Source organism: Bacillus sp. YC2 (assembly GCF_019891195.1).
Classification (GTDB): domain Bacteria; phylum Bacillota; class Bacilli; order Bacillales; family Bacillaceae; genus Bacillus.
The window spans coordinates 101,501-124,047 of sequence record NZ_JAHXDO010000008.1; the positions used below are offsets into that span (position 1 = coordinate 101,501).

At 45.7% G+C, this 22,547-nt stretch carries 24 protein-coding genes, 1 pseudogene, 3 riboswitches and 1 other annotated feature (1 of these 29 cut by a window edge); of the genes and pseudogenes, 16 read left to right on the top strand and 9 right to left on the bottom strand.

The window, feature by feature from the left end:
- Positions 1 to 13, top strand: a binding site (T-box leader) (it extends 201 nt beyond the left edge of the window).
- 67 nt (positions 14 to 80) lie between these two features.
- The 3 genes from proB to KY305_RS14045 all read left to right on the top strand — a co-directional run bounded on the left by proB (position 81) and on the right by KY305_RS14045 (position 2,979).
- Complete coding sequence (proB, locus tag KY305_RS14035; protein WP_214799801.1) at positions 81 to 1,193, top strand: glutamate 5-kinase; 1,113 nt, start codon at positions 81 to 83, stop codon at positions 1,191 to 1,193.
- Positions 1,190 to 2,437, top strand: coding sequence for a glutamate-5-semialdehyde dehydrogenase (locus KY305_RS14040; RefSeq protein WP_223063061.1), 1,248 nt, complete (start codon positions 1,190 to 1,192; stop codon positions 2,435 to 2,437). The genes proB and KY305_RS14040 overlap by 4 nt, the downstream gene beginning before the upstream one ends.
- 116 nt (positions 2,438 to 2,553) lie before the next feature.
- Positions 2,554 to 2,979: an organic hydroperoxide resistance protein gene (locus KY305_RS14045; RefSeq protein ID WP_214799798.1), complete on the top strand. Its 426-nt coding sequence runs from the start codon at positions 2,554 to 2,556 to the stop codon at positions 2,977 to 2,979.
- 30 nt (positions 2,980 to 3,009) lie between these two features.
- Here the strand turns inward: KY305_RS14045 and KY305_RS14050 are convergent, their stop codons facing one another.
- A complete protein-coding gene (locus KY305_RS14050) occupies positions 3,010 to 3,456 on the bottom strand; it encodes a MarR family winged helix-turn-helix transcriptional regulator (RefSeq protein WP_223063062.1) in 447 nt (148 codons plus the stop codon).
- A gap of 131 nt (positions 3,457 to 3,587) precedes the next feature.
- On the opposite strand from KY305_RS14050, the gene ohrB reads away from it, so the two are divergent.
- From ohrB to KY305_RS14070, 4 genes are all read left to right on the top strand, one after another.
- Positions 3,588 to 3,998 carry an organic hydroperoxide resistance protein OhrB gene (ohrB, locus tag KY305_RS14055; RefSeq protein ID WP_214799793.1) on the top strand — a complete coding sequence of 137 codons (411 nt, stop codon included), beginning with the start codon at positions 3,588 to 3,590 and terminating at the stop codon, positions 3,996 to 3,998.
- Between the two features lie 132 nt (positions 3,999 to 4,130).
- Positions 4,131 to 4,709 carry an alpha-helical endospore appendage domain-containing protein gene (locus tag KY305_RS14060; protein WP_223063063.1) on the top strand — a complete coding sequence of 193 codons (579 nt, stop codon included), beginning with the start codon at positions 4,131 to 4,133 and terminating at the stop codon, positions 4,707 to 4,709.
- A gap of 21 nt (positions 4,710 to 4,730) precedes the next feature.
- Positions 4,731 to 5,204 (top strand): hypothetical protein, encoded by a 474-nt coding sequence (locus tag KY305_RS14065; protein WP_223063064.1) that lies wholly within the window; start codon positions 4,731 to 4,733, stop codon positions 5,202 to 5,204.
- Between the two features lie 4 nt (positions 5,205 to 5,208).
- Positions 5,209 to 6,336, top strand: a complete 1,128-nt coding sequence (locus tag KY305_RS14070; protein ID WP_223063065.1) for a glycosyltransferase family 2 protein — start codon at positions 5,209 to 5,211, stop codon at positions 6,334 to 6,336.
- A 19-nt stretch (positions 6,337 to 6,355) separates the two neighbouring features.
- On the opposite strand, the gene KY305_RS14075 is transcribed toward KY305_RS14070, so the two are convergent.
- Together KY305_RS14075 and KY305_RS20075 are read right to left on the bottom strand one after the other, a co-directional pair.
- Positions 6,356 to 7,372, bottom strand: a complete 1,017-nt coding sequence (locus KY305_RS14075; protein ID WP_223063066.1) for a BclA C-terminal domain-containing protein — start codon at positions 7,370 to 7,372, stop codon at positions 6,356 to 6,358.
- Positions 7,373 to 7,552: 180 nt separating this feature from the next.
- Positions 7,553 to 7,912, bottom strand: a pseudogene (locus KY305_RS20075) (tRNA-specific adenosine deaminase); the annotation flags it as partial.
- A gap of 114 nt (positions 7,913 to 8,026) precedes the next feature.
- Between KY305_RS20075 and KY305_RS14085 the strand changes: the two are divergent.
- The gene (locus KY305_RS14085) at positions 8,027 to 8,653 is read left to right on the top strand and encodes a histidine phosphatase family protein (protein WP_223063068.1); all 627 of its coding nucleotides are present in this window, start codon (positions 8,027 to 8,029) and stop codon (positions 8,651 to 8,653) included.
- A gap of 40 nt (positions 8,654 to 8,693) precedes the next feature.
- On the opposite strand, the gene metE is transcribed toward KY305_RS14085, so the two are convergent.
- The gene (metE, locus tag KY305_RS14090; protein WP_223063069.1) at positions 8,694 to 10,982 is read right to left on the bottom strand and encodes a 5-methyltetrahydropteroyltriglutamate--homocysteine S-methyltransferase; all 2,289 of its coding nucleotides are present in this window, start codon (positions 10,980 to 10,982) and stop codon (positions 8,694 to 8,696) included.
- Between the two features lie 81 nt (positions 10,983 to 11,063).
- Positions 11,064 to 11,218, bottom strand: a riboswitch (SAM riboswitch).
- A gap of 139 nt (positions 11,219 to 11,357) precedes the next feature.
- Positions 11,358 to 12,317 (bottom strand): S8 family peptidase, encoded by a 960-nt coding sequence (locus KY305_RS14095; RefSeq protein ID WP_223063070.1) that lies wholly within the window; start codon positions 12,315 to 12,317, stop codon positions 11,358 to 11,360.
- Positions 12,318 to 12,536: 219 nt separating this feature from the next.
- Between KY305_RS14095 and KY305_RS14100 the strand changes: the two genes are divergently transcribed.
- Positions 12,537 to 13,370 carry an STAS domain-containing protein gene (locus KY305_RS14100; protein ID WP_223063071.1) on the top strand — a complete coding sequence of 278 codons (834 nt, stop codon included), beginning with the start codon at positions 12,537 to 12,539 and terminating at the stop codon, positions 13,368 to 13,370.
- A 53-nt stretch (positions 13,371 to 13,423) separates the two neighbouring features.
- On the opposite strand, the gene KY305_RS14105 is transcribed toward KY305_RS14100, so the two are convergent.
- Genes KY305_RS14105 through KY305_RS14115 form a run of 3 tightly spaced genes read right to left on the bottom strand, consistent with a single transcriptional unit; the run spans position 13,424 to position 16,383 of the window.
- Positions 13,424 to 14,185, bottom strand: a complete 762-nt coding sequence (locus tag KY305_RS14105) for an energy-coupling factor transporter transmembrane component T family protein (RefSeq protein WP_223063072.1) — start codon at positions 14,183 to 14,185, stop codon at positions 13,424 to 13,426.
- Positions 14,160 to 15,797 (bottom strand): ABC transporter ATP-binding protein, encoded by a 1,638-nt coding sequence (locus KY305_RS14110; RefSeq protein ID WP_223063073.1) that lies wholly within the window; start codon positions 15,795 to 15,797, stop codon positions 14,160 to 14,162. Before KY305_RS14110 ends, KY305_RS14105 begins: the two co-directional genes overlap by 26 nt.
- Complete coding sequence (locus KY305_RS14115) at positions 15,784 to 16,383, bottom strand: ECF transporter S component (RefSeq protein WP_223063074.1); 600 nt, start codon at positions 16,381 to 16,383, stop codon at positions 15,784 to 15,786. Before KY305_RS14115 ends, KY305_RS14110 begins: the two co-directional genes overlap by 14 nt.
- 185 nt (positions 16,384 to 16,568) lie before the next feature.
- Positions 16,569 to 16,680, bottom strand: a riboswitch (TPP riboswitch).
- A gap of 161 nt (positions 16,681 to 16,841) precedes the next feature.
- On the opposite strand from KY305_RS14115, the gene KY305_RS14120 reads away from it, so the two are divergent.
- The 3 genes from KY305_RS14120 to mgtE all read left to right on the top strand — a co-directional run bounded on the left by KY305_RS14120 (position 16,842) and on the right by mgtE (position 20,193).
- Positions 16,842 to 18,104 (top strand): glycoside hydrolase family 18 protein, encoded by a 1,263-nt coding sequence (locus KY305_RS14120; RefSeq protein ID WP_223063075.1) that lies wholly within the window; start codon positions 16,842 to 16,844, stop codon positions 18,102 to 18,104.
- An 89-nt stretch (positions 18,105 to 18,193) separates the two neighbouring features.
- Positions 18,194 to 18,331: a transcriptional regulator SplA domain-containing protein gene (locus tag KY305_RS14125; protein WP_156476266.1), complete on the top strand. Its 138-nt coding sequence runs from the start codon at positions 18,194 to 18,196 to the stop codon at positions 18,329 to 18,331.
- Between the two features lie 106 nt (positions 18,332 to 18,437).
- Positions 18,438 to 18,603: riboswitch (M-box (ykoK) riboswitch) on the top strand.
- A gap of 234 nt (positions 18,604 to 18,837) precedes the next feature.
- Complete coding sequence (mgtE, locus tag KY305_RS14130; protein ID WP_214799771.1) at positions 18,838 to 20,193, top strand: magnesium transporter; 1,356 nt, start codon at positions 18,838 to 18,840, stop codon at positions 20,191 to 20,193.
- A gap of 38 nt (positions 20,194 to 20,231) precedes the next feature.
- Here the strand turns inward: mgtE and KY305_RS14135 are convergent, their stop codons facing one another.
- Positions 20,232 to 20,564, bottom strand: coding sequence for a MerR family transcriptional regulator (locus tag KY305_RS14135; protein ID WP_223063076.1), 333 nt, complete (start codon positions 20,562 to 20,564; stop codon positions 20,232 to 20,234).
- Between the two features lie 192 nt (positions 20,565 to 20,756).
- Here KY305_RS14135 and KY305_RS14140 point away from each other — a divergent pair, with 192 nt between their 5' ends.
- The 4 genes from KY305_RS14140 to KY305_RS14155 all read left to right on the top strand — a co-directional run bounded on the left by KY305_RS14140 (position 20,757) and on the right by KY305_RS14155 (position 22,540).
- Complete coding sequence (locus KY305_RS14140) at positions 20,757 to 20,912, top strand: hypothetical protein (protein ID WP_156476762.1); 156 nt, start codon at positions 20,757 to 20,759, stop codon at positions 20,910 to 20,912.
- A gap of 88 nt (positions 20,913 to 21,000) precedes the next feature.
- Positions 21,001 to 21,183, top strand: coding sequence for a stress protein (locus KY305_RS14145; RefSeq protein ID WP_223063077.1), 183 nt, complete (start codon positions 21,001 to 21,003; stop codon positions 21,181 to 21,183).
- A 140-nt stretch (positions 21,184 to 21,323) separates the two neighbouring features.
- The gene (locus KY305_RS14150; protein ID WP_156476255.1) at positions 21,324 to 21,788 is read left to right on the top strand and encodes a MarR family winged helix-turn-helix transcriptional regulator; all 465 of its coding nucleotides are present in this window, start codon (positions 21,324 to 21,326) and stop codon (positions 21,786 to 21,788) included.
- A 197-nt stretch (positions 21,789 to 21,985) separates the two neighbouring features.
- Positions 21,986 to 22,540 carry a YkoP family protein gene (locus KY305_RS14155; protein WP_223063116.1) on the top strand — a complete coding sequence of 185 codons (555 nt, stop codon included), beginning with the start codon at positions 21,986 to 21,988 and terminating at the stop codon, positions 22,538 to 22,540.
- Positions 22,541 to 22,547 lie beyond the last annotated feature (7 nt).

Below are 22,547 nucleotides of genomic sequence, written 5' to 3' on the forward strand. Positions count from 1 at the left end.
TTTCGTCCTTATATTCAGGATGAAATGGGCTTTTTTTTATGGAAAGTCGGTTTGGATTGATTGCCACGGAGGAGAAAACAATGAAAAAGCAAAGAATCGTTGTGAAAATCGGGAGCAGTTCGCTCACCAACAGTAACGGAAGTATTGATGAAGCAAAAATGAAGGAGCATGTTGAAGCCATTTCTTTGTTAAAGCAGGAAGGCCATGAAATGATCCTCATCACGTCAGGCGCCGTAGCTGCGGGCTTTTCTGCCCTCGGCTACCCGTCGCGCCCTGTTACGATCAAAGGGAAGCAAGCCGCGGCTGCGGTCGGTCAGACGCTTTTAATGCAGCAATATATGAGCCAATTAAAAAGGCACGGCCTCACTCCGGCGCAAATCCTATTGACGAGAATAGATTTCTCAAAAAGAGAACGGTATCGAAATGCGTATGCAACGATCATGGAATTATTGGAACGGGGAGTTGTGCCGATTATTAACGAGAATGATTCCACTTCAGTCGAAGAGCTGACCTTCGGCGATAATGACATGCTGTCCGCGCTTGTGAGCGGGTTGATACATGCGGACCAATTGATGATTCTCACCGATATTAACGGGCTTTACGATGCCAATCCGAATGAACAGCCCGACGCGAAACGGTTTGATTACTTGGATGACATTACGCCTGAATTGCTCGGTTACGCAGGCTCGGCCGGATCAAAGGTCGGCACCGGGGGCATGAAGTCAAAACTTCTCGCTGCCCAGACCGCTTTGTCCCTCGGGGTTAAGGTATTTATCGGAACCGGAAGCGGAAGAGAAAAGCTCAGCGCCATTTTAAACGGAAATGGAGACGGCACATATATCGGCGACAAAGAGTTATCCTCAGTGAATAATACGCGGCAATGGATCATGTTTCATTCTCCGATATCCGGGGAAATCATTATTGATGGAGGAGCGGAGCAGGCGATGATTCATAATGGCAGCAGCCTCCTTCCGGCCGGCGTTGCCGATGTCCGCGGCCATTTCCCGAAAGGGGCCGTGGTGGAAGTCAGAGGGCCCGGCGGCATCATCGGCAAAGGGCAGACGCATTACTCATCCGATCAGATTATGAAAGTCAGAGGAAAGCGGAGCGATCAACTCGCAGGCATGAAACAAGTTGAAGTGATTCATAGAGACGATTGGGTGAATTTATTTGACGAGGGGGAAAACACATGAGTGAAGTATTGCAAAAAGCGGCTTTGGCAAAAGAAGCGGCTGCCGAAATGGTCATGAAAACGACGGCGGAAAAAAACGAAGCGCTGCAATTCATTGCAGGCGGACTCAGAAACGAACGCCAATTGATTTTAACAGAAAATCAAAAAGATATTGAAGCGGGAAAAAAAAGAGGGCTGACACCTGACATTATCGACAGGCTGACCCTTGACGAAAAACGCCTTCTTGACATAGCGGACGCGGTGGAATTATTGATCGGGCTTAAAGACCCCGTCGGTGAAACATTGGAAACCATTCAAAAAGAGAACGGCTTATCTATCGAAAAAATCCGTGTGCCGCTCGGAGTCGTAGGTATGATTTATGAAGCCAGACCTAACGTAACCGTCGACGCGGCCACACTTTGCTTAAAAACAGGAAACGCGGTTGTGCTGCGGGGGAGTTCGTCAGCGATCCACAGCAACAAAGCGCTTGTCAGCGTGATGAAACGGGCGCTTGGGCTTTCAAAGCTTCCGGTCGATGCGATTCAGCTTATCGAAGATACAAGCAAAGAAACCGCGAAGCAGCTTTTTACATTAAATGACGGATTGGATGTATTAATCCCGCGCGGCGGCAAAAATCTGATTGATCTGGTGGTCAGGGAATCGACCGTGCCCGTGTTAGAAACCGGAGCGGGGAACTGCCATGTATACATAGATGAATCAGCAGATCCAAAAATGGCAAGTGAGGTCGTGATCAACGCCAAAACACAGCGGCCTTCCGTTTGTAATGCGATTGAATCTCTTTTGATTCATGAAAACTGGGCGAATGAGCACGGTTTAGAGCTATTGAACCAGCTTGTAAAAGCAGGAGTGGAGCTTCGCGGGGATCACGTCATATGCAAGATGAAGCCGGAAGCAAAACAAGCAGAAGAGGCCGATTGGGGAGCGGAGTATCTGGCGCCGATTCTCAGTGTGAAAACAGTGCCGGACGTCCGGGAGGCAGTCCGCCATATCCAGCGATACGGCACAAACCATTCTGAAGCCATTCTGACTGAAAATAACGAAAACGCGGCATATTTCCAGACGGCCGTCGATGCTGCCGCTGTATATCACAATGCATCTACCCGATTTACAGACGGCTTTGAATTCGGATACGGAGCCGAAATCGGCATCAGCACGCAAAAACTCCATGCGAGAGGACCGATGGGGCTGCCTGCGTTAACTTCAACAAAGATCATTATCAAAGGAAACGGACAAATTCGCGTATGACCGTTTAAAGCTTATCCCTTTTCAGGGGTAAGCTTTTTTTATGTTGCGGAAAGATTGACGTCTCTATTTAAATTGTGTACAATATAATTGTATAAAATATATTAGAGGTGAATATCATGACAAAACCATTATTTACTGCAACAGTATCAGCCGCCGGCGGAAGAGAAGGAAAAGTAACATCATCTGACGGGGTGCTGAACCTTGATGTCGCAATGCCGGGAACGCCGCGTGCGAAACAGCTGGAACATGCAACAAATCCTGAACAGCTGTTTGCTGCCGGATATTCCGCCTGCTTTGACAGCGCCCTTCAGCTTGTAGCGAGAAAAGAGCGCCTCAAGATTGAAACAGAAGTCACAGCACACGTAAGTTTATTAAAAGATGAAGCGGATCAAGGCTATAAACTCGGCGTTTCCCTGCAAGTCAAAGCGTCCGGTATCGATAAAGCGGATCTGGAAGCACTCATCCAAAAAGCCCACGGTGTCTGCCCTTATTCAAAAGCAACAGCCGGGAATATTGAAGTGAAGCTTCAAGCAGCAGAATAAAAAAATGAGGATGCCTGATGAAGGGCATCCTCATTTTATGCAGTGCAATGTTTTCAACAGCTCATAAAGGGAGCGCTTTAACTGCTTTAATTCTTCTTCAGAACGCCCCGTCTGCTCGAGCATGACAATGGGAATATCCGCCGCCGTTTCCTGTAAAGCCCGTCCTTCATCCGTCAGCCGGATGGTGACGGACCGTTCATCTTCTGCCGATCTTTTTCTCATAATGATTCCGTGCTGCTCCATCCGCTTGAGCATCGGAGTGAGGGTTCCGGAATCCAGATACAGGAGCTCACCCATCCGTTTTACATTCAGCTCCTCATGTTCCCATAATAAAAGCAGGGCCAAATATTGCGGATAGGTCACATTCAGCTTATCAAGAAGGGGTTTATATCTTTTTGTCATTTCCCTTGAGCTTGCATACAGCAAAAAACAAAGCTGATTCTCCAGTTTCATATGTTCAAATTCTTTTTCTGCCATGATTTCACCAACTCTTTGTTAACGTTACTCCTATTGTATCCGAAAAATGACCTATTTCCTATTCCTATCATGTTTAAAAATATGTGCATGGGTAATATAAACAATAAGTACAATGAGGAGGCTGATAACAAATGGCACTATTTACTTCAAAAGCGACCGCAGTCGGCGGACGGGCAGGGCATATCAAATCAGACGACGGCGTGCTGGATTTTAATGTCGTCATGCCGAATGAAAAAAAAGACGGAGAAACCGGAACAAATCCTGAACAGCTTTTCGCAGCGGGATATGCAGCTTGTTTCGGGGGAGCGCTCGAGCTCGCAGCCAAAAAACATAAAATCGACATAAAATCCGAAATCGAAGGGCAAGTCAGCCTTATGAAGGATGAAAGCGACGGCGGATTTAAAATCGGCGTAACGCTTGTCATTGATACAAAAGGGCTGGATAAAGAAACAGCACAGAAACTTGTTCAGGAAGCCCACGAGTTCTGCCCATACTCAAAGGCAACAAGAGGAAATGTTGATGTCAAACTTGAGCTGAAATAAAACTGGCAAACATCCCGTATCAGGCGTACGGGATGTTTTTTAATGCTGAAAACATCAGTAATGATCTCTTCTCTCTCGGAATAAGAATAATATATAGCGCATCATACACCATGAGAAACGAGGGAGAAATCGATGTCTCTTCCAAACATACCGAACATCACCCCCGACGTTACACTCACCAGATGTGAAACCCTGAATCTCCTACTTTCATCAGTGGCAATGGAAGAAATCGGGCTATCCCATATTTTGCAGGCGGAGGCGGAAAAAATCCAAACGTATCTCGACGCTTTCGATGATCCTCCATTCCGGGAATTGTTAGGGTTAAATAGAAGCACAGAACGGCTCTTGCGCACTGTCATGAAATCACAGCTCCTTTTGCAGACAAAGCTGGAGGATATTATCTATTTACAGGACTCTCAGCTCTGTATGGACCCCAATGATCCTGATGATCCGGACGAACCCGATGATCCAGACGATCCATGGGACCCTGACGACTCCTGTGATCCAGACGACCCGGACGATCCGCGGGACCCTGAAGACCCCAATGATCCTGAAGACCCTGATGACCCGTACTTTCCGAATCCGCCGCCTGATGCTGATCCATGTGACGGGCTGTTTTACGGCCCCATTGATTGCTGTGAGTGTGAGGATTGTGAAGGTGTGGAATGTAAGGAGAGCGGCAGTAAAGAAGACAGAGAGGAACGTTCATAAAATGAGAGACGGGTGAAACAGATGCCGTATCAAGAAATAAAAAAGGCCCGCAAGGCATCGTTCGAAGCCATGCATTGTCTCACAATCGCTTTGTTAAATATATTAACCATCACAGTCGATAAGAGGGGAAATTCAAACTATAAAGAAGAGATCAGGTTATTTTCCGCATTGTGCCGCTGGCAGATGGAAACGGGCGGGCGGCTGTTTTTAATGATCAGTTTGGAAAGGGAGCAGAAGCATATGTATGAGAGGCACTTTCATGAAATGAAGGCTGTTGCGGCCCGTACGAAAAAATTCATTTCTGAATGCCCCAGGGAATTTCAGGCACATCCCATTACGAAACAGGCGATAAGGCTGCTTCAGCAATGGCAGGAACATGAAATAGAAACACCTGCTGAATCCGCCATCAGATGGGTCCGTCCAACTGTCGTAACGATGAACGGAAAGCCAGGACGGCCTTGGTTCAATCAACAACTCCAAAAACGAGAAAGGTGAGAAAATGAACGGAAATCCGGAGCGTAAGCTGACTCTTTGTATGATTGTAAAAAACGAAGAACGCCACATTTCCCGTTGTTTATCAAGTGTACAAGACATCACGGATGATATCGTTATCGTAGACACGGGATCACAGGATAATACAAAAGCCATTTGCAGAAGCTTTAATGCCAAAGTGTTTGACTTTCAATGGGAAAATGACTTTTCAAAGGCGAGAAATTACGGCCTGCAGCATGCTGAGGGAGATTGGATTTTAATATTAGACGCTGACGAGGAGATTGATCAGGAGACGGGCAGTTTTTTAACCTCGCTGCTGCATGATGAATTGCCGAGCCGCGGCCTCTTAAAAATCGTAAATTATACGGGGAAGCTCTTAGACGAAAACGAAGCGTTTGAAAGCATGCAGCCAAGGCTGTTCAGAAACAGGCAAGGCCTCTATTATCAAGGCAGAATACACGAAACGATCACATCCGCCAATGAGGAAGATAACAAAGCTTTTTTTACCCTGCCTTGTGTGATTCATCACTATGGCTACTTGGAGCAAGAAGAAAAAGTAAAGCAAAAACATAAACGGAACATCAGCATTTTAAATGAAGAGCTTTCTCAGGAAAATCCCGATCCTTGGCTTGTCTATCATTTGGCAAGTGAATGCTATAGAATAAAAGATTATGAAAAAGCGCTGCACCTTGTCAACGGTTCGATTTTTCAGTTTTTAAGTGAAAAACGGATGCCGCCGTCTCTCTTATATTATTTAAAATATACGATTTTACTTGAGTTAAAAAGGTATGATGAAGCGGAGCAGGGAATTGATAAAGTGCTCAGGCTGTACCCTGATTACAGCAATCTGCACTATTATAAAGGCCTTGTTTTATACCATCTTAAAAAGTACCGGGCAGCGATAAAAGCATTTGAAAGCGGAACGCAGATTCAAGAAGAAAACGCGGAACACCTTATTTTAAAAGGAGCCGCTGACTTCAGGGCTTTTTATTACATGGCAATGTGCCATGCCGAATTAAATCATGAGATGACGGCCATCGCTTACGCCAAAAAATCCGTAAAAGCCAATCCGCAATTCAAACCGGTGCAAGCGCTTCTGTCTCAATTAAAAAAGGATCAGCGGACAAACGCCTGATCCTTTTTTTTATCTGCACTCAGGACAAACGGATAATGTTTAAAGCCGCTCCCGCACTGCCCCCAAGCAGCGCAGCTTCACCCAATAATCCGAACAGCTGCAGCTGAATTGCACTTCCGGCAGCCAGAGAAACAATAAAGGAGTTATTAAAATTTGCCAAAGATGCGACCGGAGCAATAATCGAACTTGTAAATGCTGTACCATTAATTAAAACACGTGAGCGTACCAGTAATCCGGCCGTTAAATTGATCTGGTAAGAGATATAATATCTCCCTGCCGGTTCGACAGTAAACACAGTGTTTGCCGCATTAACCGTAATATCAGCAGAAAGGTTCTGATCATTCGGCAAGGAAAGGGTTGTGCCGCCGACAACAACTGCGACAATACCGCCTCCCGTATTACTTGCAAAGGCAGAAGTTGAGGTTAGACTGGTTCCTGTGATGCCGGTCGGTCCGGTGCCACCCGTCGCACCCGTTACGCCAGCCGCGCCCGAAACGCCGGTCGGCCCGGTAATTCCATCAGCACCTGCGGCGGCTAAAAGCATATAATCAGGCGAAGCTCCCGGAGTTCCTGCAGGACTGTTTACATTGACGACATAGGAGCTTCCGTTAAAAGTGACGGTTTGCCCTGCCGTATAACCAGGTGCGGCGAGGGGATCAAACGGAACAATGCCTTGCAGTCCCGCTCCGGTGACACCCGTCGGTCCGGTCGGTCCTGTTGCGTCCGTTGGTCCAGCCAATGTAGGAATATTTGAGATACTGTCCAATTTCGATCCGAGAAGCAGCTCTTGTTTCATTAAGCTGTCAAGCGTATCGCGGACGCTCTCATTCAAGTTCAGAATATCAGCAAGGCTGGATGGCGGTCCCGTTAACCCGGGAAGAGTTCCGAGCGCGTAATGTATTTTTTCCCCTTCCGCATTCAGAATATGGGCCATTCCCAGCTCTTCCATAGCAATAGATGAAAGCAGAAGGTTAATGGTATCGTCTCTGGAAAGTGTAACGACAGGGGTGATATTAGGTAAATTAGGCTGTGACACAATGTCCTCCCTTATAAATTAATATAGGATCACTCAAGTTTCGTGCGGTTAAAGAGGATCCCTTCAAGAAAAAAATCAGTACTGTATAAATATATTCATTTGTTCTGTCCAAGTTTCTGAAATGATTTCCTGAATTGGCCAATTTGAGCTTGCGAAAACACCTGCCGTTTCAGCAGGTGTTTTCCAAGCGTCAAAAGGAGCCGAATGTTCAGAAAGGCTCACTTGATAAAAAGGGATCTTTCTTTCTGATGTCTGTCGTATATAAAAGAGTCATCAAAGCCCGCTTCAGCGGCATCCGCGTGACTGGAGGCATAATAACCCGCTTTCGGCCTTGCCGAGTAAATAGCGCCCTGCATGCATTTCGGATCGCCGTGACTTCAGCACGGGCGGCCGGATCGTTGCTTGTCGTCACATTATTTTGGTCTTCGGCGTTAGTGCCGTACTTAACGATAACTGCGCCAAACGGCCCCCTGCGCCGCGATTGACTCCCCCGGCAGCAAGAGTGACAGCCCGTTTTACAAATTGAGAATGATGATTCATCTAAGCTTCCCACCAGTTGATCGAATGCTTTAAGGTTTAGCTGAATATGAAAATAAAAAATCAGCGGGAATTTAGAACATCTATTAAAATAGAAAACAGAGAAGGGGGAGAAGCATGCTTTATTTATATTTCGTCAGACACGGACAAACTGTATGGAATACGGAAAAAAGAATGCAGGGCTTGCAGGACTCAGAGGTGACCGAAAAAGGTCTCCGTCATGCTAGGGCGCTTGGAGAAAGAGTAAAAGATATTGATTTTCAAAGGATATATACAAGCACGAGCAAACGGACGGAGGACACGGCTAAGGCGATAGCGGGGACCCGTGATATTCCGCTTGTGAAAGACGCTCTATTTTGCGAAATGGCGCTTGGTGAATGGGAAGGAAAAAAACAAGAAGAGGTTGAAAAAGCAGACCCCGAGCGGCTGCGTGCTTATTTTCATCAGCCTGCCGCATATGAGCCTTCGGCGGGGGAAAGCTTTGCCGAACTTGAAACGAGAGCCAAGGAGGCGCTTCACATGTTAACGCGGCGCCATGCATCCGGGCATATCCTTGTCGTCTCTCATTCTGTCTTTATCTTAATGGTTTTGAACATCGTGAAACAGCGGGAGCTTTCCGAACTTTGGAACTCTTCCTATATTCATGATACATCTCTGACTGTACTGGCAGTTGACGAAAACGGGAACATCACCATTGAAAAAGAAGGGGACGGCTCACACCGTGATATGATCGATTCATTATAATAGAAAAAACCATCCGCCTGAAAACGGATGGTTTTTTTCGTCATACAAGCTGAGCTTGCTTCTTTCTGGCCTGCTTCGCCGCATCCACCATATTTTTTAAAGCTGCAACGGTTTCTTCCTGCTGTCTTGTTTTAAGCCCGCAGTCCGGGTTCACCCAGAAACGGTCAGTCGGACACACTGCAAGCGCGTCATCGATAATTTGATAGATTTCTTCAGTAGCCGGAACACGCGGGCTGTGAATATCATATACGCCGAGCCCGAGGCCTTTTACGTAAGGGTGTTCTTTTAAGTATTCTAAAAATCCTCCATGGCTTCTGCTGTGTTCGATCGTAATTACATCTGCGTCAAGGTCATTAATCGTATCAACGATATCTTCAAAGTTGCTGTAACACATATGTGTATGGATTTGCGTTTCATTTTTCACAGAAGACGTCGTTAATCTGAATGCTTCTGCAGCCCATGTTAAATATTCATCCCAATCCTGCGTTTTTAACGGAAGCCCTTCCCGAAGCGCAGGTTCATCCACTTGGATAATCTGAATGCCGGCATCCTCAAGCGCTTTTACTTCTTTTCTGAGGGCGAGGCCGATTTGGAAGGCGATTTCTTTTCTGGAAATATCCACACGCGGGAATGACCAGTTTAAAATGGTAACAGGGCCCGTCAGCATGCCTTTCAGATGTTTTTCTGTCAGCGATTGGGCGTAAACCGTATCCTTTACAGTCATCGGTTCGATAAATTCGACATCTCCGAAAATGACCGGCGGACGGACGCAGCGTGAACCGTAAGATTGCACCCAAGCATATTTTGTAAAGGCGAAACCGGCGAGTTTTTCACCGAAATATTCAACCATGTCCGTCCGTTCGAATTCTCCGTGAACGAGTACGTCGAGGCCGATTTCTTCCTGGATGTCAATCCAGCGTTTTGTTTCTGCATTAATAAATGCTTGGTACTGTTCATCAGTCCACTCTTTTTTCCGCCATTTTTGACGTGCGCTGCGCACTTCAGCAGACTGCGGGAAGCTCCCGATCGTCGTCGTCGGCAGAAGGGGAAGGCCGAGCGATTCATTCTGAAGTGCGAGACGCTCTTCAAACGGCACAGGACGGGAAAAATCTCGTTCTGTCAATTGATTAAGCTCATCTTTTTGATCGGAGTTTGCTCCTGTAGCGAAAGTTTTCAAAGCATCCAGAGCGGCTTTGGATTGCTCAATCTGTTCGCTGATCGCGGCTTTTCCGGACAGAAGCCCTTTCTTCAAGACATCAAGTTCAGCTAATTTTTCTTTTGCGTATGACAGTCCGTTCAGCAAATCCTTTTCCAGGTGCTCGTCAGGATGTTTCGCTACCGGGACGTGCAGCAGACTGCTGGAAGGCTGAATCCACAACTCTTCAATATCTGCGTGCTCGAGAATGTCTAAAACCGCATCAAGGCGTTCCTCAGCATCGATCTTCCAAATGTTGCGTCCGTCGATCACACCTGCTGCCAGCACTTTATCTTTCGGGAAGCCGTGCGATTTCAGCTGTTCAAGGTTTCTGCCTTTATCATGCACGAAATCAAGCCCGATGCCTTGTACCGGATAAGAAATCAGTTCTTCGTAAGCATCAACGGAATCAAAATACGTTTGTAAAAGAACATTCAAGCCTGACAGCTCTTTTGTGATTTCTTCATAGAGTTCTTTTGCGGCGCGGACATCCTCAGAAGAAGCTGTCACGAGCGCAGGCTCATCAATTTGAACCCATTTGACGCCTTCTGCTTCAAGCTCTTTCAAAAGCTGGACGTAAAGAGGGACGAGGCGTTTTTGAATGGCTTTCGCTTCTGATTGTTCATAGCCTTTGGCAAGCGTGACAAATGTGAACGGGCCGACGATAACAGGTTTTGTTTCCGCTCCGAATTCTTCTTTGATCCGGCGGTAATCGTCAAGCTGCTTGTTTCTTGTTAAGCGGAATTCCAGGCTTTCGTCATATTCAGGAACGATGTAATGGTAGTTGGTATTAAACCATTTTGTCATTTCACTAGAAACGGCATCTTTTGCGCCGCGGGCAATGGCGAAATATGTATCAACGGGATCGGTAATGCTGCGGAACCTTTTCGGAATCCAGTTAAAGCTGACGGCTGTATCAAGTACGTGGTCATAATGGGTGAAATCAGACACCGGCACAATATCGATATGCTGATCAAGCTGTGTTTTGACCGCGGATAAAAATAATCCGTCAAGTTCCTTAAGGAATGTTTCTTTGTCGGTATTTCCTTTCCAATACGCCTCAAGCGCTTTTTTCCATTCTCTGTTCAAGCCGATTCTCGGAAAGCCCAGATTCGAAGTTTTAATTGTTGTCATTATGTCTCCTCCTTTAGTGAGATGTAACAAAAAAGCCTCTTTCTCATGAGAGAAAGAGGCTTTAACATCAAAAGTCAGCCTCTCTTATCTCTCAGATCACGTCTGATGGAATTAGCACCGTGCCTTAAGAGACAATCGTCTCGGCGCAAAAATCACGCGCCCCATTTCACAATGGTATTACGGTCGGTTGCTGTTGGGGTCAAAAGGCCAATCCCTCGCCCAACTCTCGATAAGAGAAATTATTTTAATTTTTTTGAAAAGTTACATCATTTGTTGGTTATCTTAACAGCTTATGAAGATCGCTGTCAATAGAAAATCTCATATTTTAAAAACTGAATATCTGACAAATGAAGATAACATTATATGAAAAAAATATTATAGAGACAGCAGCTGTGACTGTTCGGCTTTTTCCATCAGCACGTCAGGCGCGTCTAAATAAATAAATCCGTTCCCCGCTAATGTTTTGGCAATATTAAGCGGAAGCGTCCGGCGTACAAGCTGGGCATAAACTTCAGCCTCAGACAGCGTTCGCTGAAAAGCATCTTGTTCAAGCCCTTTAATCAAGGCGAGCGCTCCGCTCACATGCGGGGCTGCCATTGAAGTGCCCGTCAGCTTTCCGTATTTATGATTAGGGAGGGTGGAGAGAATATTTTCTCCTGGAGCGACAAGGTCAATTTCTTTATTTGCGTTTGAAAATTCAGACGATTCTCGAGCTACGGAAACCGATCCGACTGCAATGACTTCGTTGTAAGCAGCGGGATAAGAAAGCTCTTCTGTCCGCTCGTCTCCGTCACCTTCATTTCCTGCTGCGCAGACGACCAGTACGCCGTTTTTCACGGCATTTGTGACGGCTTCTTTCAGCTCCGGCACATCGCTCGGTCCGCCGAGTGACATGGAAATAATATCAGCCTTTTGTTCAACCGCATAATTAATGCCGTTAATAATCCATTCATATTTTCCGCTGCCGTTTTGACCGCCGAGCACCTTGACGATTAACAGGCTTGCCTCTGGCGCAACCCCGGAAATTCCGCCGTTTGCATCATTAGCAGCAATCGTTCCGGAAACATGGGTGCCGTGTCCGTTATAATCGGAAATCGCATCCTCTTTGCCTCCGTCATCATCTGTAAAATTTTTACCGCCGATAATCCGATCTTTTAAATCGGGGTGGTTCGTGTCGCAGCCTGTATCAAGAACCGCGATTTTAATATCTTTGCCTTTAAACCCTTTTGCCCACAATTCTGGCGCCTTAATCACTTTAATACCCTCAGGAAGCTCGTTCACATCCATCATCTGCTCATTCGTGACATACGGGATCAAGCGCATTTCACCATTCATAAAAAAGCCCTCCTTTTTTATGTTTGCAAGTGGATACAAGGGTGTTGCTACTATTTTATGGCAGGGACCGCTGCTTGGAAAGAGTCATTTGAAGCATTTTGACAAATCAGGCGCAAACCATTGCACTAATTATTTTCAAATAAATGGATAGATTAACAGCTTTCACTGTGAATCGGCACCCGCTGACGCTATAATTGGAAATGGGAAAGGAGAAGAGGTATGAAACTAAATGAAGCATTATACGAATATTTTTCAGGACAGGTTGATCAAATTGCAAAAGATTGGATCGACACAATGGAAGAAACAGACCCCAATTCGATCTATTCCTTGACGAATCCGGTTATGACAGAAGAACTGCTTGAGCAGGATAAAGAATTTTACCGGCATATTAATAACATGTATATCAAACCGGAAAAGGAATTTTTGGAAGAGTTCGAACGGTGGGTGATCGAGCTTGCGAAGGACCAGAAGCATTTAGACACACCCGTTCAATATGTGGTCCGTGAATTTATGAGAAACCGGACGCTGTACAAAAGCTATTACGATGCGTTTGCCGATTCTCACGAGTCTTTGTTTGCACGGGGAGAAAGGAAGAAATGGGAGGATTTAATCGTTCAAGTATTTGATTTTACCATTTATACGTTTGTTGATCATGCCGAGCATAATTCGAAAATGCAGCTGAACGCGCAGCGGGAAATGATATTAGAATTAAGCTCGCCGGTCATCACACTCAGCAAACGCACGGCCCTTTTGCCCCTTGTCGGCGATATCGACACTGAGCGGGCTAAATTTATTCTTGAAAACACGTTGAGCACCTGTGCAGACAGGCGTGTCGAGCATTTGTTAATCGACTTGTCGGGCGTGGTGGTCGTGGATACGATGGTGGCGCACCAAATCTTTAAATTGATTGAGGCGCTTAATTTGATCGGAGTCAAATCGACCTTATCCGGAATCAGGCCGGAAATCGCCCAAACGGCCGTTCAGCTCGGTATTAATTTCTCAAATATCACGATTAAGTCAAACTTGGCTCAAGCGCTTAATTATAATCAGTGACAGAAGCGTACATAACAAAAACAGGCTGCCGAATCGTCTCCGGCAGCCTGTTTTTATAAAAAGAATAAAGAGACAGTATAACTTGCGCCAAATAATAAAAGGACGAGCAGGAAAAAGAACCAGTCGCCGCCCCGCACAGTCACGGTCCTGTAAAACGTACGGTTTCGGCTGCCTGTAAAACCTTTTGATTCCATTGCGATGGCTGTGCGTTCTGCTTTCCGGATCGCACCTGCCAAAAGCGGAATGGTATAGCGTGTAAAAGCGGACAGCTTTCCTTTCAGGCCGGATTCAGTCACAGCGCCTCTGATTCTGTGCGCCTGCCTGATGATCCGGATCTCGTCTTTCAGAAGAGGAAGAAACCGAAATCCGGCGATAATGCCGTACGCAAGCTTCGGCGGCAGCTTGCACTGCTGAATGAGACTCAGCATAAACAGAATCGGATCGGTTGTGAAAATAAACATCATCGACAAAGCAGAAAAACATAAAATGCGAAAACCGATCGAAATGCCGAGCGCCGCGTTGTCACTGTTGACGGAAATAGGACCCAGCCGGAACAGCAGGTTGCCGGCAGTTGTCGGGACGTTTCCGAAAACGGCCGCTGTCCATAAGCAGCCGAAGGCAAGAATGAAAAACGGAACCGTAAACAGAAGCCATTTTTTCAGCGGAATCCGGCCTGCCGTTATGACACCTGCCACGATGATAATGTAAAACAAAGCGGGCGTATATGGATTATAAATAAACGACAGCATCACGACACAGCAAAGGACAGCCGCCGCTTTTATCGTCGGGTTAACAGCTTGCAGCCGGTGATTCATGTCTCTGCCCCCCATCTTGTCTCATCCATTCATACTTCAGCGGCAAAGCCAGCTTTGCCTGTTCAACGAGCTCGTGCCGTTCAGAAAACAGAAAGTCAGGTGACCCATAGTAAACCAGGTTCGTATCATGAAGCACAAGGATGCTGTCGGCATAGTCGGAGACAAGCTCCATATCGTGTGTCACCATTAGAACCGCCGTTCCTTCTGCCTGAATCTCTTGAAGCATTTGCATACATTCACGCGCCGTTTTTGCGTCTTGGCCGAATGTCGGCTCATCAAGCAGCAGCATTTTTACATCGTGCATCAGCATTGTCGCAACGCTGAGCCTGCGTTTCTGTCCTTGGCTTAACGAAAACGGATGATACGAGACATAGCGCCGGAGTCCGAACCGGGTTAACAGCTGAAGGGCTTTCTCCTTCACTGCTTTATGACGTTCAAAGCCGAATAGCAGTTCATCCATGACTGTGTCAGTGACAAACTGGTGCTCAGGATTTTGGAATACAAATCCCATGTGGCGCCGCAGCTCTTTTTCAGAATAGGAATCAACCGGTCTCCCGTCTATTTCAATCAGTCCGCTCTCCGGCCGATTCAGCCGGGCAAGCACTGAGAGAAGCGTGGACTTTCCGGTGCCGTTAGGCCCGGCAATCGCAGTGATTGAGCCTTTTTTCACGGAAAAGCCCAGGTTCTGAAAAATCGGTTTCGATCCTCTTTTAAATGACAGATCATGAACGCGGAGCGCATCTTCTGAAGAAGGCTTGATCCCGCCGTTATCCGAAAAGGGAGGGAACGGCTCGTTAAAAAGGGTTTCTTTGCACAAAGTAAAAGGGAGATGAAGATGCTTCTGCAAAGTAATGACGCGCGGAATGGTTATTCCGAGCTGCGTCAGCTCATCAAGCTGAAATTGAAAGATGTCTTTTGTCAGCCCGTCCATCACTTTCCGCCCCGATTCGTCAAGCACAATCGTTCTGTCCATCCACGGCGCCCAATGATCGAGCTGATGTTCAATAACGAGAAGGCCGAAGCCTTTTTTCTTTTGGAGTTCCCTGATCAGCTGTACGAATTCACGCGCAGAATAAGGATCAAGCTGAGCTGTCGGTTCATCCAAAATAATAAGTTCAGGCTCCATTGCGATAATACAAGCGAGCGCGACTTTTTGCTTTAACCCGCCTGACAGGGAAGCGATTGTCCGCTTCTTCAAGTGGGGAATTTCGAATTTTTCCAGCACATCATCAATGATCCTGTCCATGTCTTCTTTTGCATATTGCAGATTTTCCAGCCCGAAGGCGATTTCATCCTCAACCGTCAGCATGCAAAATTGCTGATCCGGATCTTGAAACACCGCGCCGATTGATTTGGCGGCAGGCTCTGACAGATCTGAGAGGGGTGTCCCGTATAAGGCAACACGGCCTATTTGAACCGCGTCGCACGCTTCCGGATAAAGGCCGTTTAAGCAAAGGGCAAGCGAGCTTTTGCCGCACCCGCTCGGACCGAGCAATAAGGCACGTTCTCCTTTTTTTATCTGAAATGATACGTCTTGAATAATCGGTTTTTCATCCTCTTCATAAGAAAATGTCAGACGGTCAACCGTGAGAAGCGGATCAGATGCCTGCATCTTGGGTCACCTGTTTCTTTTTCTTTTTGAATGCCTTTCCGAGCGCCATTCCGTTCAGCACGCCCGTATAGGCAAGCGAGTCGCTGATCACTTTTCCGAGAAGCCCGGCAAGAATCGCACCGGAAGCAAGACGGATGATCAGCATAACTGCCAATAAACCCGGATTCAAAACAGAGTAGCCGGAAACAAACAAATCATAAATAAAGCTTGTCACAGAAGAACCCATCCCCGCCAACAGCAAAACAGGCAGGGAATAGACCCGCCAGCGTGTGGCTAAAAAGACGGCTTCCGCTCCCAGCCCCTGCGCAATTCCTATCAGAATGACCATCGGGCCTGACGGATTTCCGAGAAGGCACTCCACAAATGCGGCAATGATTTCAGAAATAAGCGCCGCTCCGGGTTTTTGAATGATGTATGCAGCAATAACCGATACGATAAACCAAATGCCGTAAATCGGTTCATAGCTCATCCGGCCGAAAAAACCGGCCGCTATATTGCTTAAGTGAGTAGACAATAAATAGATGACGGCGAATACAACACTGATGACTGACATGACAACAATTTCTCTCATTTTCCAGTTCTTCATATTTAATCTCCTGCTTTCTTGTCTGTTGGATTATCGGCTGCTATTGAATACTGACTTCGTTACAGGAAATGGCCATTCGGCTTCATCATTTTCGTTTCCCTCCCGTTTTTAAATGAAAATAAAAAACTGCATATCCAAGGGAATATGCAGCAACAGAACGAAAACGCATGGAAAATAAACCGCGCTTCGGTCAATCTGCACTTCCCCACGCTGGTATTATCCAGATCGGGTTATGAGGGATCAAAACACGCCGCAGCATGTTTTATCTCAGCCATTACAGCACCCCTAGTGCGTTTCCTATACAGTTTTTTATGATGACATCATCATAGTTGATCAATTCTGATTTGTAAACAGCTTTTCCCGGTTGAAGAGAGGAATCGGGCCGGACTGTCATTCATAAAGATAGGAAGAGGGTTTATCGCGCGCCTTTTTTTACAAAAAGGAAATGGAGGACTCCTATGTTTGTTCATACAGTGCAGTCTGGCGACACGTTATTTTCAATAAGCAGGAGATACGGATTTCCTGTTGACCGGATCAGAAGCGTCAACGGGCTTGAGGAAACGAATATTGTTCCGGGGCAAGCGCTGCTTATTCCTCTTTATGAATATACGGTTCAGCCGAATGATACGTATGCCGTCATCGCGAGAAAGTCTTATGTTTCGCAAATGCAGCTGATGCAGGCCAATCCCGCGATTTTGCCAAACCGTTTACAGGCGGGAATGAAGGTGAGGATACCTGACATCTCAAACTACCTTGCCGGCACTCTGCAATTTTATGTCATTCGGACACCTGAAGCAGACAGAGCGTTAATCAACGATTATGCACCCTATTCATCAGCCATATCGCTGTTTGAATATCATTTTGGCCCAAATGGGGATCTTCTGAATGACTTAAATGACAAAACAGCGATTGAAACCACGTGGAAAAACAGAGTGCGGCCGCTTGCCGTCATTACGAATCTGACGGGCGGGGGGTTCAGTTCTGACCTTGCCCATCAAGTGCTGCAAAATCCGTCAGCCCGGGCGAACCTCGTCAACAATATCGTGAGTTTGACCACAAGAAAGGGGTATGGCGGCGTAAACATTGATTTTGAACGGATCAGTGAAGCCGATCGTGATCTTTTCACAGGCTTTCTCCGTGAATTAAAAAACCGGCTTTCCCAGCATCAGCTTGCCTTAACCATATCGGTTCCGGCTAAAACAAGTGAAGGGGTGCCTTGGCTTCGCGGGTATGATTACGGCGGAATCGGTGCTGTCGTCGATTACATGTTTATTATGGCGTACGATTGGCACCATGCGGGCAGTGAGCCGGGAGCTGTTGCGCCTTTGACCGAGGTCAGGGAAACAATCAATTTTGCCATCAGCAGGGTGCCGAGAAGAAAAGTGATTCTCGGTGTTCCGCTGTATGGCTATGATTGGCTCATTCCGTACAAACCGGGCACCATCGGAACAGCCATATCCAATCAGCGCGCCGTTGAAACTGCGATGAAGCACCAGTCGGCGATACACTATTCGGAGCAAGACCGCTCGCCGTATTTCCGGTACACGGATGAACAGGGAAGAGCTCATGAAGTGTGGTTTGAAGACGTAAGAAGCATGAGTGAAAAAATGGTTCTCGTGCGGGAATTCGGCCTTCAGGCGATCGGAGCGTGGCAATTGACGCTCGGCTTCAATCCGGGGCCTTGGCTCTTGCGGAAATTTTTCACGATCCGAAAAATATAGCGGCCTGACCCCGTCCTCGGGCGGGGTTTTTCTTTCCTATGATAACAGGCATTCTTTTGGACAATCTAATGTGAAAAGGAGGTCTGTACATGAAAAAAAGAGAAGAGCAGTACATTAATCAGGCTGAATACGTTCCCCATCCGACAAAAGAAGGGGAATACGCGTTAATGCTGCATGAATCGTATCATTTGCTCTCAGAAGAAGATGAAAGCGATTTGCCGGAATAAGGGTTTTAGCCTTTATTCCGTTTATTTTGTCACCGATAGCTGAAATAACGCATTTTATGGTTGACACATCCCTTTTTTTTCTGTAATCTCAGTGTGTCAATTCAAATAGGAACTTCGTTAGGTGAGGCTCCTGTATGGAGATACGCTGCTGCCCAAAAATGTCCAAAGACGCCAATGGGTCAACAGGAATCATCGACATAAGGTGATTTTTAACGCAGCTGGATGGTCATCCTATGCCATACAGTGCTAAAGCTCTACGATTGAAGGCCGCGCACGTTTATTTGCCGTGCTTCTTTTCGCCTTCAATTCAGAAGGTTTTTTTTATGCCTCAAAATGTACATGACTGAGCATGATAAGGAGGTGCGGAGTATGGATTCTCCCCATTCGAGTATGTCAGAAGAAGTACCCATATACAGCCAGATAACAAGTGATGACATGATGAGGAGACAGTCCGCCGCACTTTCTTTGACAGACGGCGCGTCTCCGTAAAGGAGGTACGAGTCCCGATGGTTCAAAACATGACCTATGACGAACTCATATTACGCATTATAATTTTATTGCGGGATGGAAAAATAAAAGAATTCCGCAGCATGATAGATGAACTTCAGCCTTATGATATGGCGTTTTTATTTAAAGAAATGCCGGAAAAACACCGGGCCCGCTACCTGTCGTACCTGACGGTTGATGATATTACCGACATGATCGGAGAATTAGAGCGGGAATTCCAGCTTGCCGTTTTACATAAAGTCGGTAAAACGAAAGCCACCCTCGCGATGAACAAAATGGATAACGATGATCTCGCCGCATTGCTGGAAGAGATGGATGAAGAACTGAAAGAACAGCTGCTCTCCAGTATGGAGGCGGAGGAATCAAAGGCCGTCCAGCTTCTGATGAACTATCCGCAGGAATCAGCGGGCCGTATGATGACGAACCGCTTTGTCTGGATCCCGCAGCATTATACTGTAAATGATGCGGTCGTTAAGCTGAAAAGCTTCGCAGAAATCGCCGAATCGATAAACTATTTATACGTCATTAATGACAGCAAGCAGCTTGTCGGGGTTCTTTCCTACAGGGATTTAATTCTCGGAGATCCGGAAGATAAAGTCCAAGATCTCATGTTTACGCGTGTCATTTCAGCGGGAGTGCTTCAAGATCAGGAAGAAGTCGCCAGGCTTATTCAGCGGTATGACTTTTTAGCCATTCCCATCGTCGAAGAAAACAATGTGCTGGTCGGCATTGTCACCGTCGATGATATTATCGACGTCGTCATTAAAGAAGCCGATGAAGATTATGAAAAATTCGCCGCATCGGGTAAAGCGATCACGTTTGATACGAAAGCTTATGTAGCGGCATACCGCAGATTGCCGTGGCTGATTTTGCTTTTGTTTATCGGATTGATTTCCGGAAGCATTCTGAATTATTTTGAAGACACATTGCAAAAAGTAGTCGCCTTGGCATTTTTCATGCCGATGATCGCGGGAACTACCGGAAACACCGGTACACAGTCCCTCGCTGTGGTCATCAGAGGATTGGCTAAAGAAGAAATGAATAAAAAAACCATTTTTAAGCTGATTTTCCGTGAGTTGAGAGCCGGTATCTATATCGGAATCGTCTGCTCGATAGCGATTACGATCGTCGCATCCGTCTGGCAGAAGGACTTAACGCTCGGTTTCGTCGTCGGTTCGTCTCTGCTCGTGACCTTAATTATTGGAACGATGGCGGGAACGATTGTCCCTATTATTCTTCATAAACTGAACATTGATCCGGCGATTGCTTCCGGGCCGCTGATTACGACGCTTAATGATATTTTGTCCTTATTAATTTATTTCGGAATCGCAACGGCATTTCTTCATGCGCTGTAAAAAAAGTCCGTCTCTTTTGTGAGGCGGACTTTTTTTATTTAGCGGTTTTTATACTTAAAGTGGGCGTTAAGCTGTCCCTCGAGCATTTTCTTCCGGACCTGCGGATCATTTTTCAGAGATTGTTCTTTTTTGCGCATGTCCTTTAAGATCTCCGCGGTTTGGACGCCGTCTTCCCGTTTGTTCGCAATATCCATAAGCCGTTCTACGTCTGCGAAAGAGTACTTTCTCGTCCCCCGTGAAGAGCGCTGCGGATAGATCAATTTCCGTTCCTCATAATATCTGATCTGTCTGACTGACAATCCGGTTAATTCACTTACAATACCGATCGAAATCACTTTTTTGTCTTTGTAAGATTGTTCGTCTGTCGTCATTTTTCCACCCCTGGATGTCTTTTACTCATATTATATAAAAAAAGAAGAGAAAAAACCTGATGCTTGTTAGGTTTTCTAACGTGAAATAGAAGATTTTAGAAAAAGGACGGCAGAAAAATTAACAAGTTTGATGCACGGCCTCATCTCCCGTTTTATGCTTGATGTACAGAACCAATGAGGAGGAAGGATATCATGGAGGAAGAAAAAGCGGTTTTGCTGGCAAAAGAGATTATTGAACTGGATATGAAACGGGATGAAATGCTGGAAACGTTCATGCAGCTTGCCGGAGAACATGCTTTTCAATTGCTCCGATCCGTACAAAACGGGCTTTACCGAAAAACATCATAATCTACAGAAGCTTTACAAATGCTTTATACGTCATTGATATAAAAACGTTATCCTATTAACAGAATAACGCAAAACAAAGGAGGGCGCCATGAGTCATTTGCTTCAGAACGCATTGGACAAAGAGAGAAGCCATTATTCAAAAAAATTGCTTCAGATCGGAGTTTATACGAAAGAGATCTTGAATTCGATGACCATTACGGAGCTAAGAAAGGAATACGCATATTTTTTTCGAAACATTCCCTATAGAGAACGAAACCCTTATACAAATTAATTTATGTATAAGGGTATTTTTTATATAAAAAAGAAGGAATTCTGAAAAGCAGCACGAATAGAATATAAAACAGAAACGACTCTTATTAATTGTAAGGGTTTACATTATTTTTTTATAAAAATCTTATATACGAGGTAGATATGATGAGATTATCGTTTAACGAAGAGGAAGTTATGCGTTCGATGAATTTGTACAAAGTTTTTGCAAGGGCTTTCAAAAGTGTGTCCGAACACAGTATCCGTGACAGCAAAGAACATGGCTTTAATCCGACTGAATTTGCAGTGCTGGAACTTCTGTACACGAGAGGCCCGCAAAAATTGCAGCAAATCGGGTCGCGCCTTTTGCTTGTCAGCGGGAATGTCACCTATGTCATCGATAAGCTTGAGAGAAACGGATTTTTAGTCAGAGAACAAGATCCGAAGGACAAACGGTCTGTTTATGCCCATTTAACTGATAAAGGAAACGAGTATTTGGATAAAATTTATCCGATTCATTCATTGAGAATTGCGAGAGCGTTTTCAGGACTTATGCCTGATGAACAAGAACAGCTGATAGCCCTATTGAAAAAAGCGGGTATTCACAGCCAGCATTTGCTGTTCCGTTAAACGCAAAGCGGGAAACTGGCATTGAAAACGAGCCGGCACTCTCTATATTGAGAGTGTTTTTTTCTGTGCGCGAATGTAGAGCCGGCAGTTCTTTTTGCATATGATGGAAAAGGGGAGCATCATTATTTACCAATCATAATGTGACACGCCTCATGCCAAAATATGAGGGTGCTTTGAACAATAAAGAAGGTGAGCGTGTGAGGAGCTGTCTGCTGTCCATTTGGTATGTACTTGATCCGCTTTATTTCTTTTTTACCCGGCTGACGCTGATTGACAAACACCAGTCCAATGTGTTTCGCGTCCGTTTAACAAGGTATAAAGGAAAAGAAGTCGTATTAAGCGACGGAACCCGGATTAAAAAGAACGATATATTGGTCAAGATCCACCTTCATAATGTCAAACTCCTAAAAGAGCTGCAGCATATTGAAAGTGCGGTCAGAAGAGGCATTATGATATACCAAAAGGTTTATCAATCCATGCCTTATTTAGCGGATTATATTCATCAGCATAAACGAAAAGACGAGATTAAAGGCGTCATCGGCATTACAATGCTTCATAAAGGAGCGGCGAGGCTCGGGTTTGAGGTAATGAAGCCGTCCAACGGATTTTACAGGGTATTTAAGCAAGTGGCGCATATTCCGATTTTATATTTTACAACAAAACAATTCACCCTCAAAAATATCCCTTATTCCTATTATTTAATGATTTCTAAAGAAAAGCTGATGTGCACATATCAAGCTGAAAAGAGCTGACAGAAGA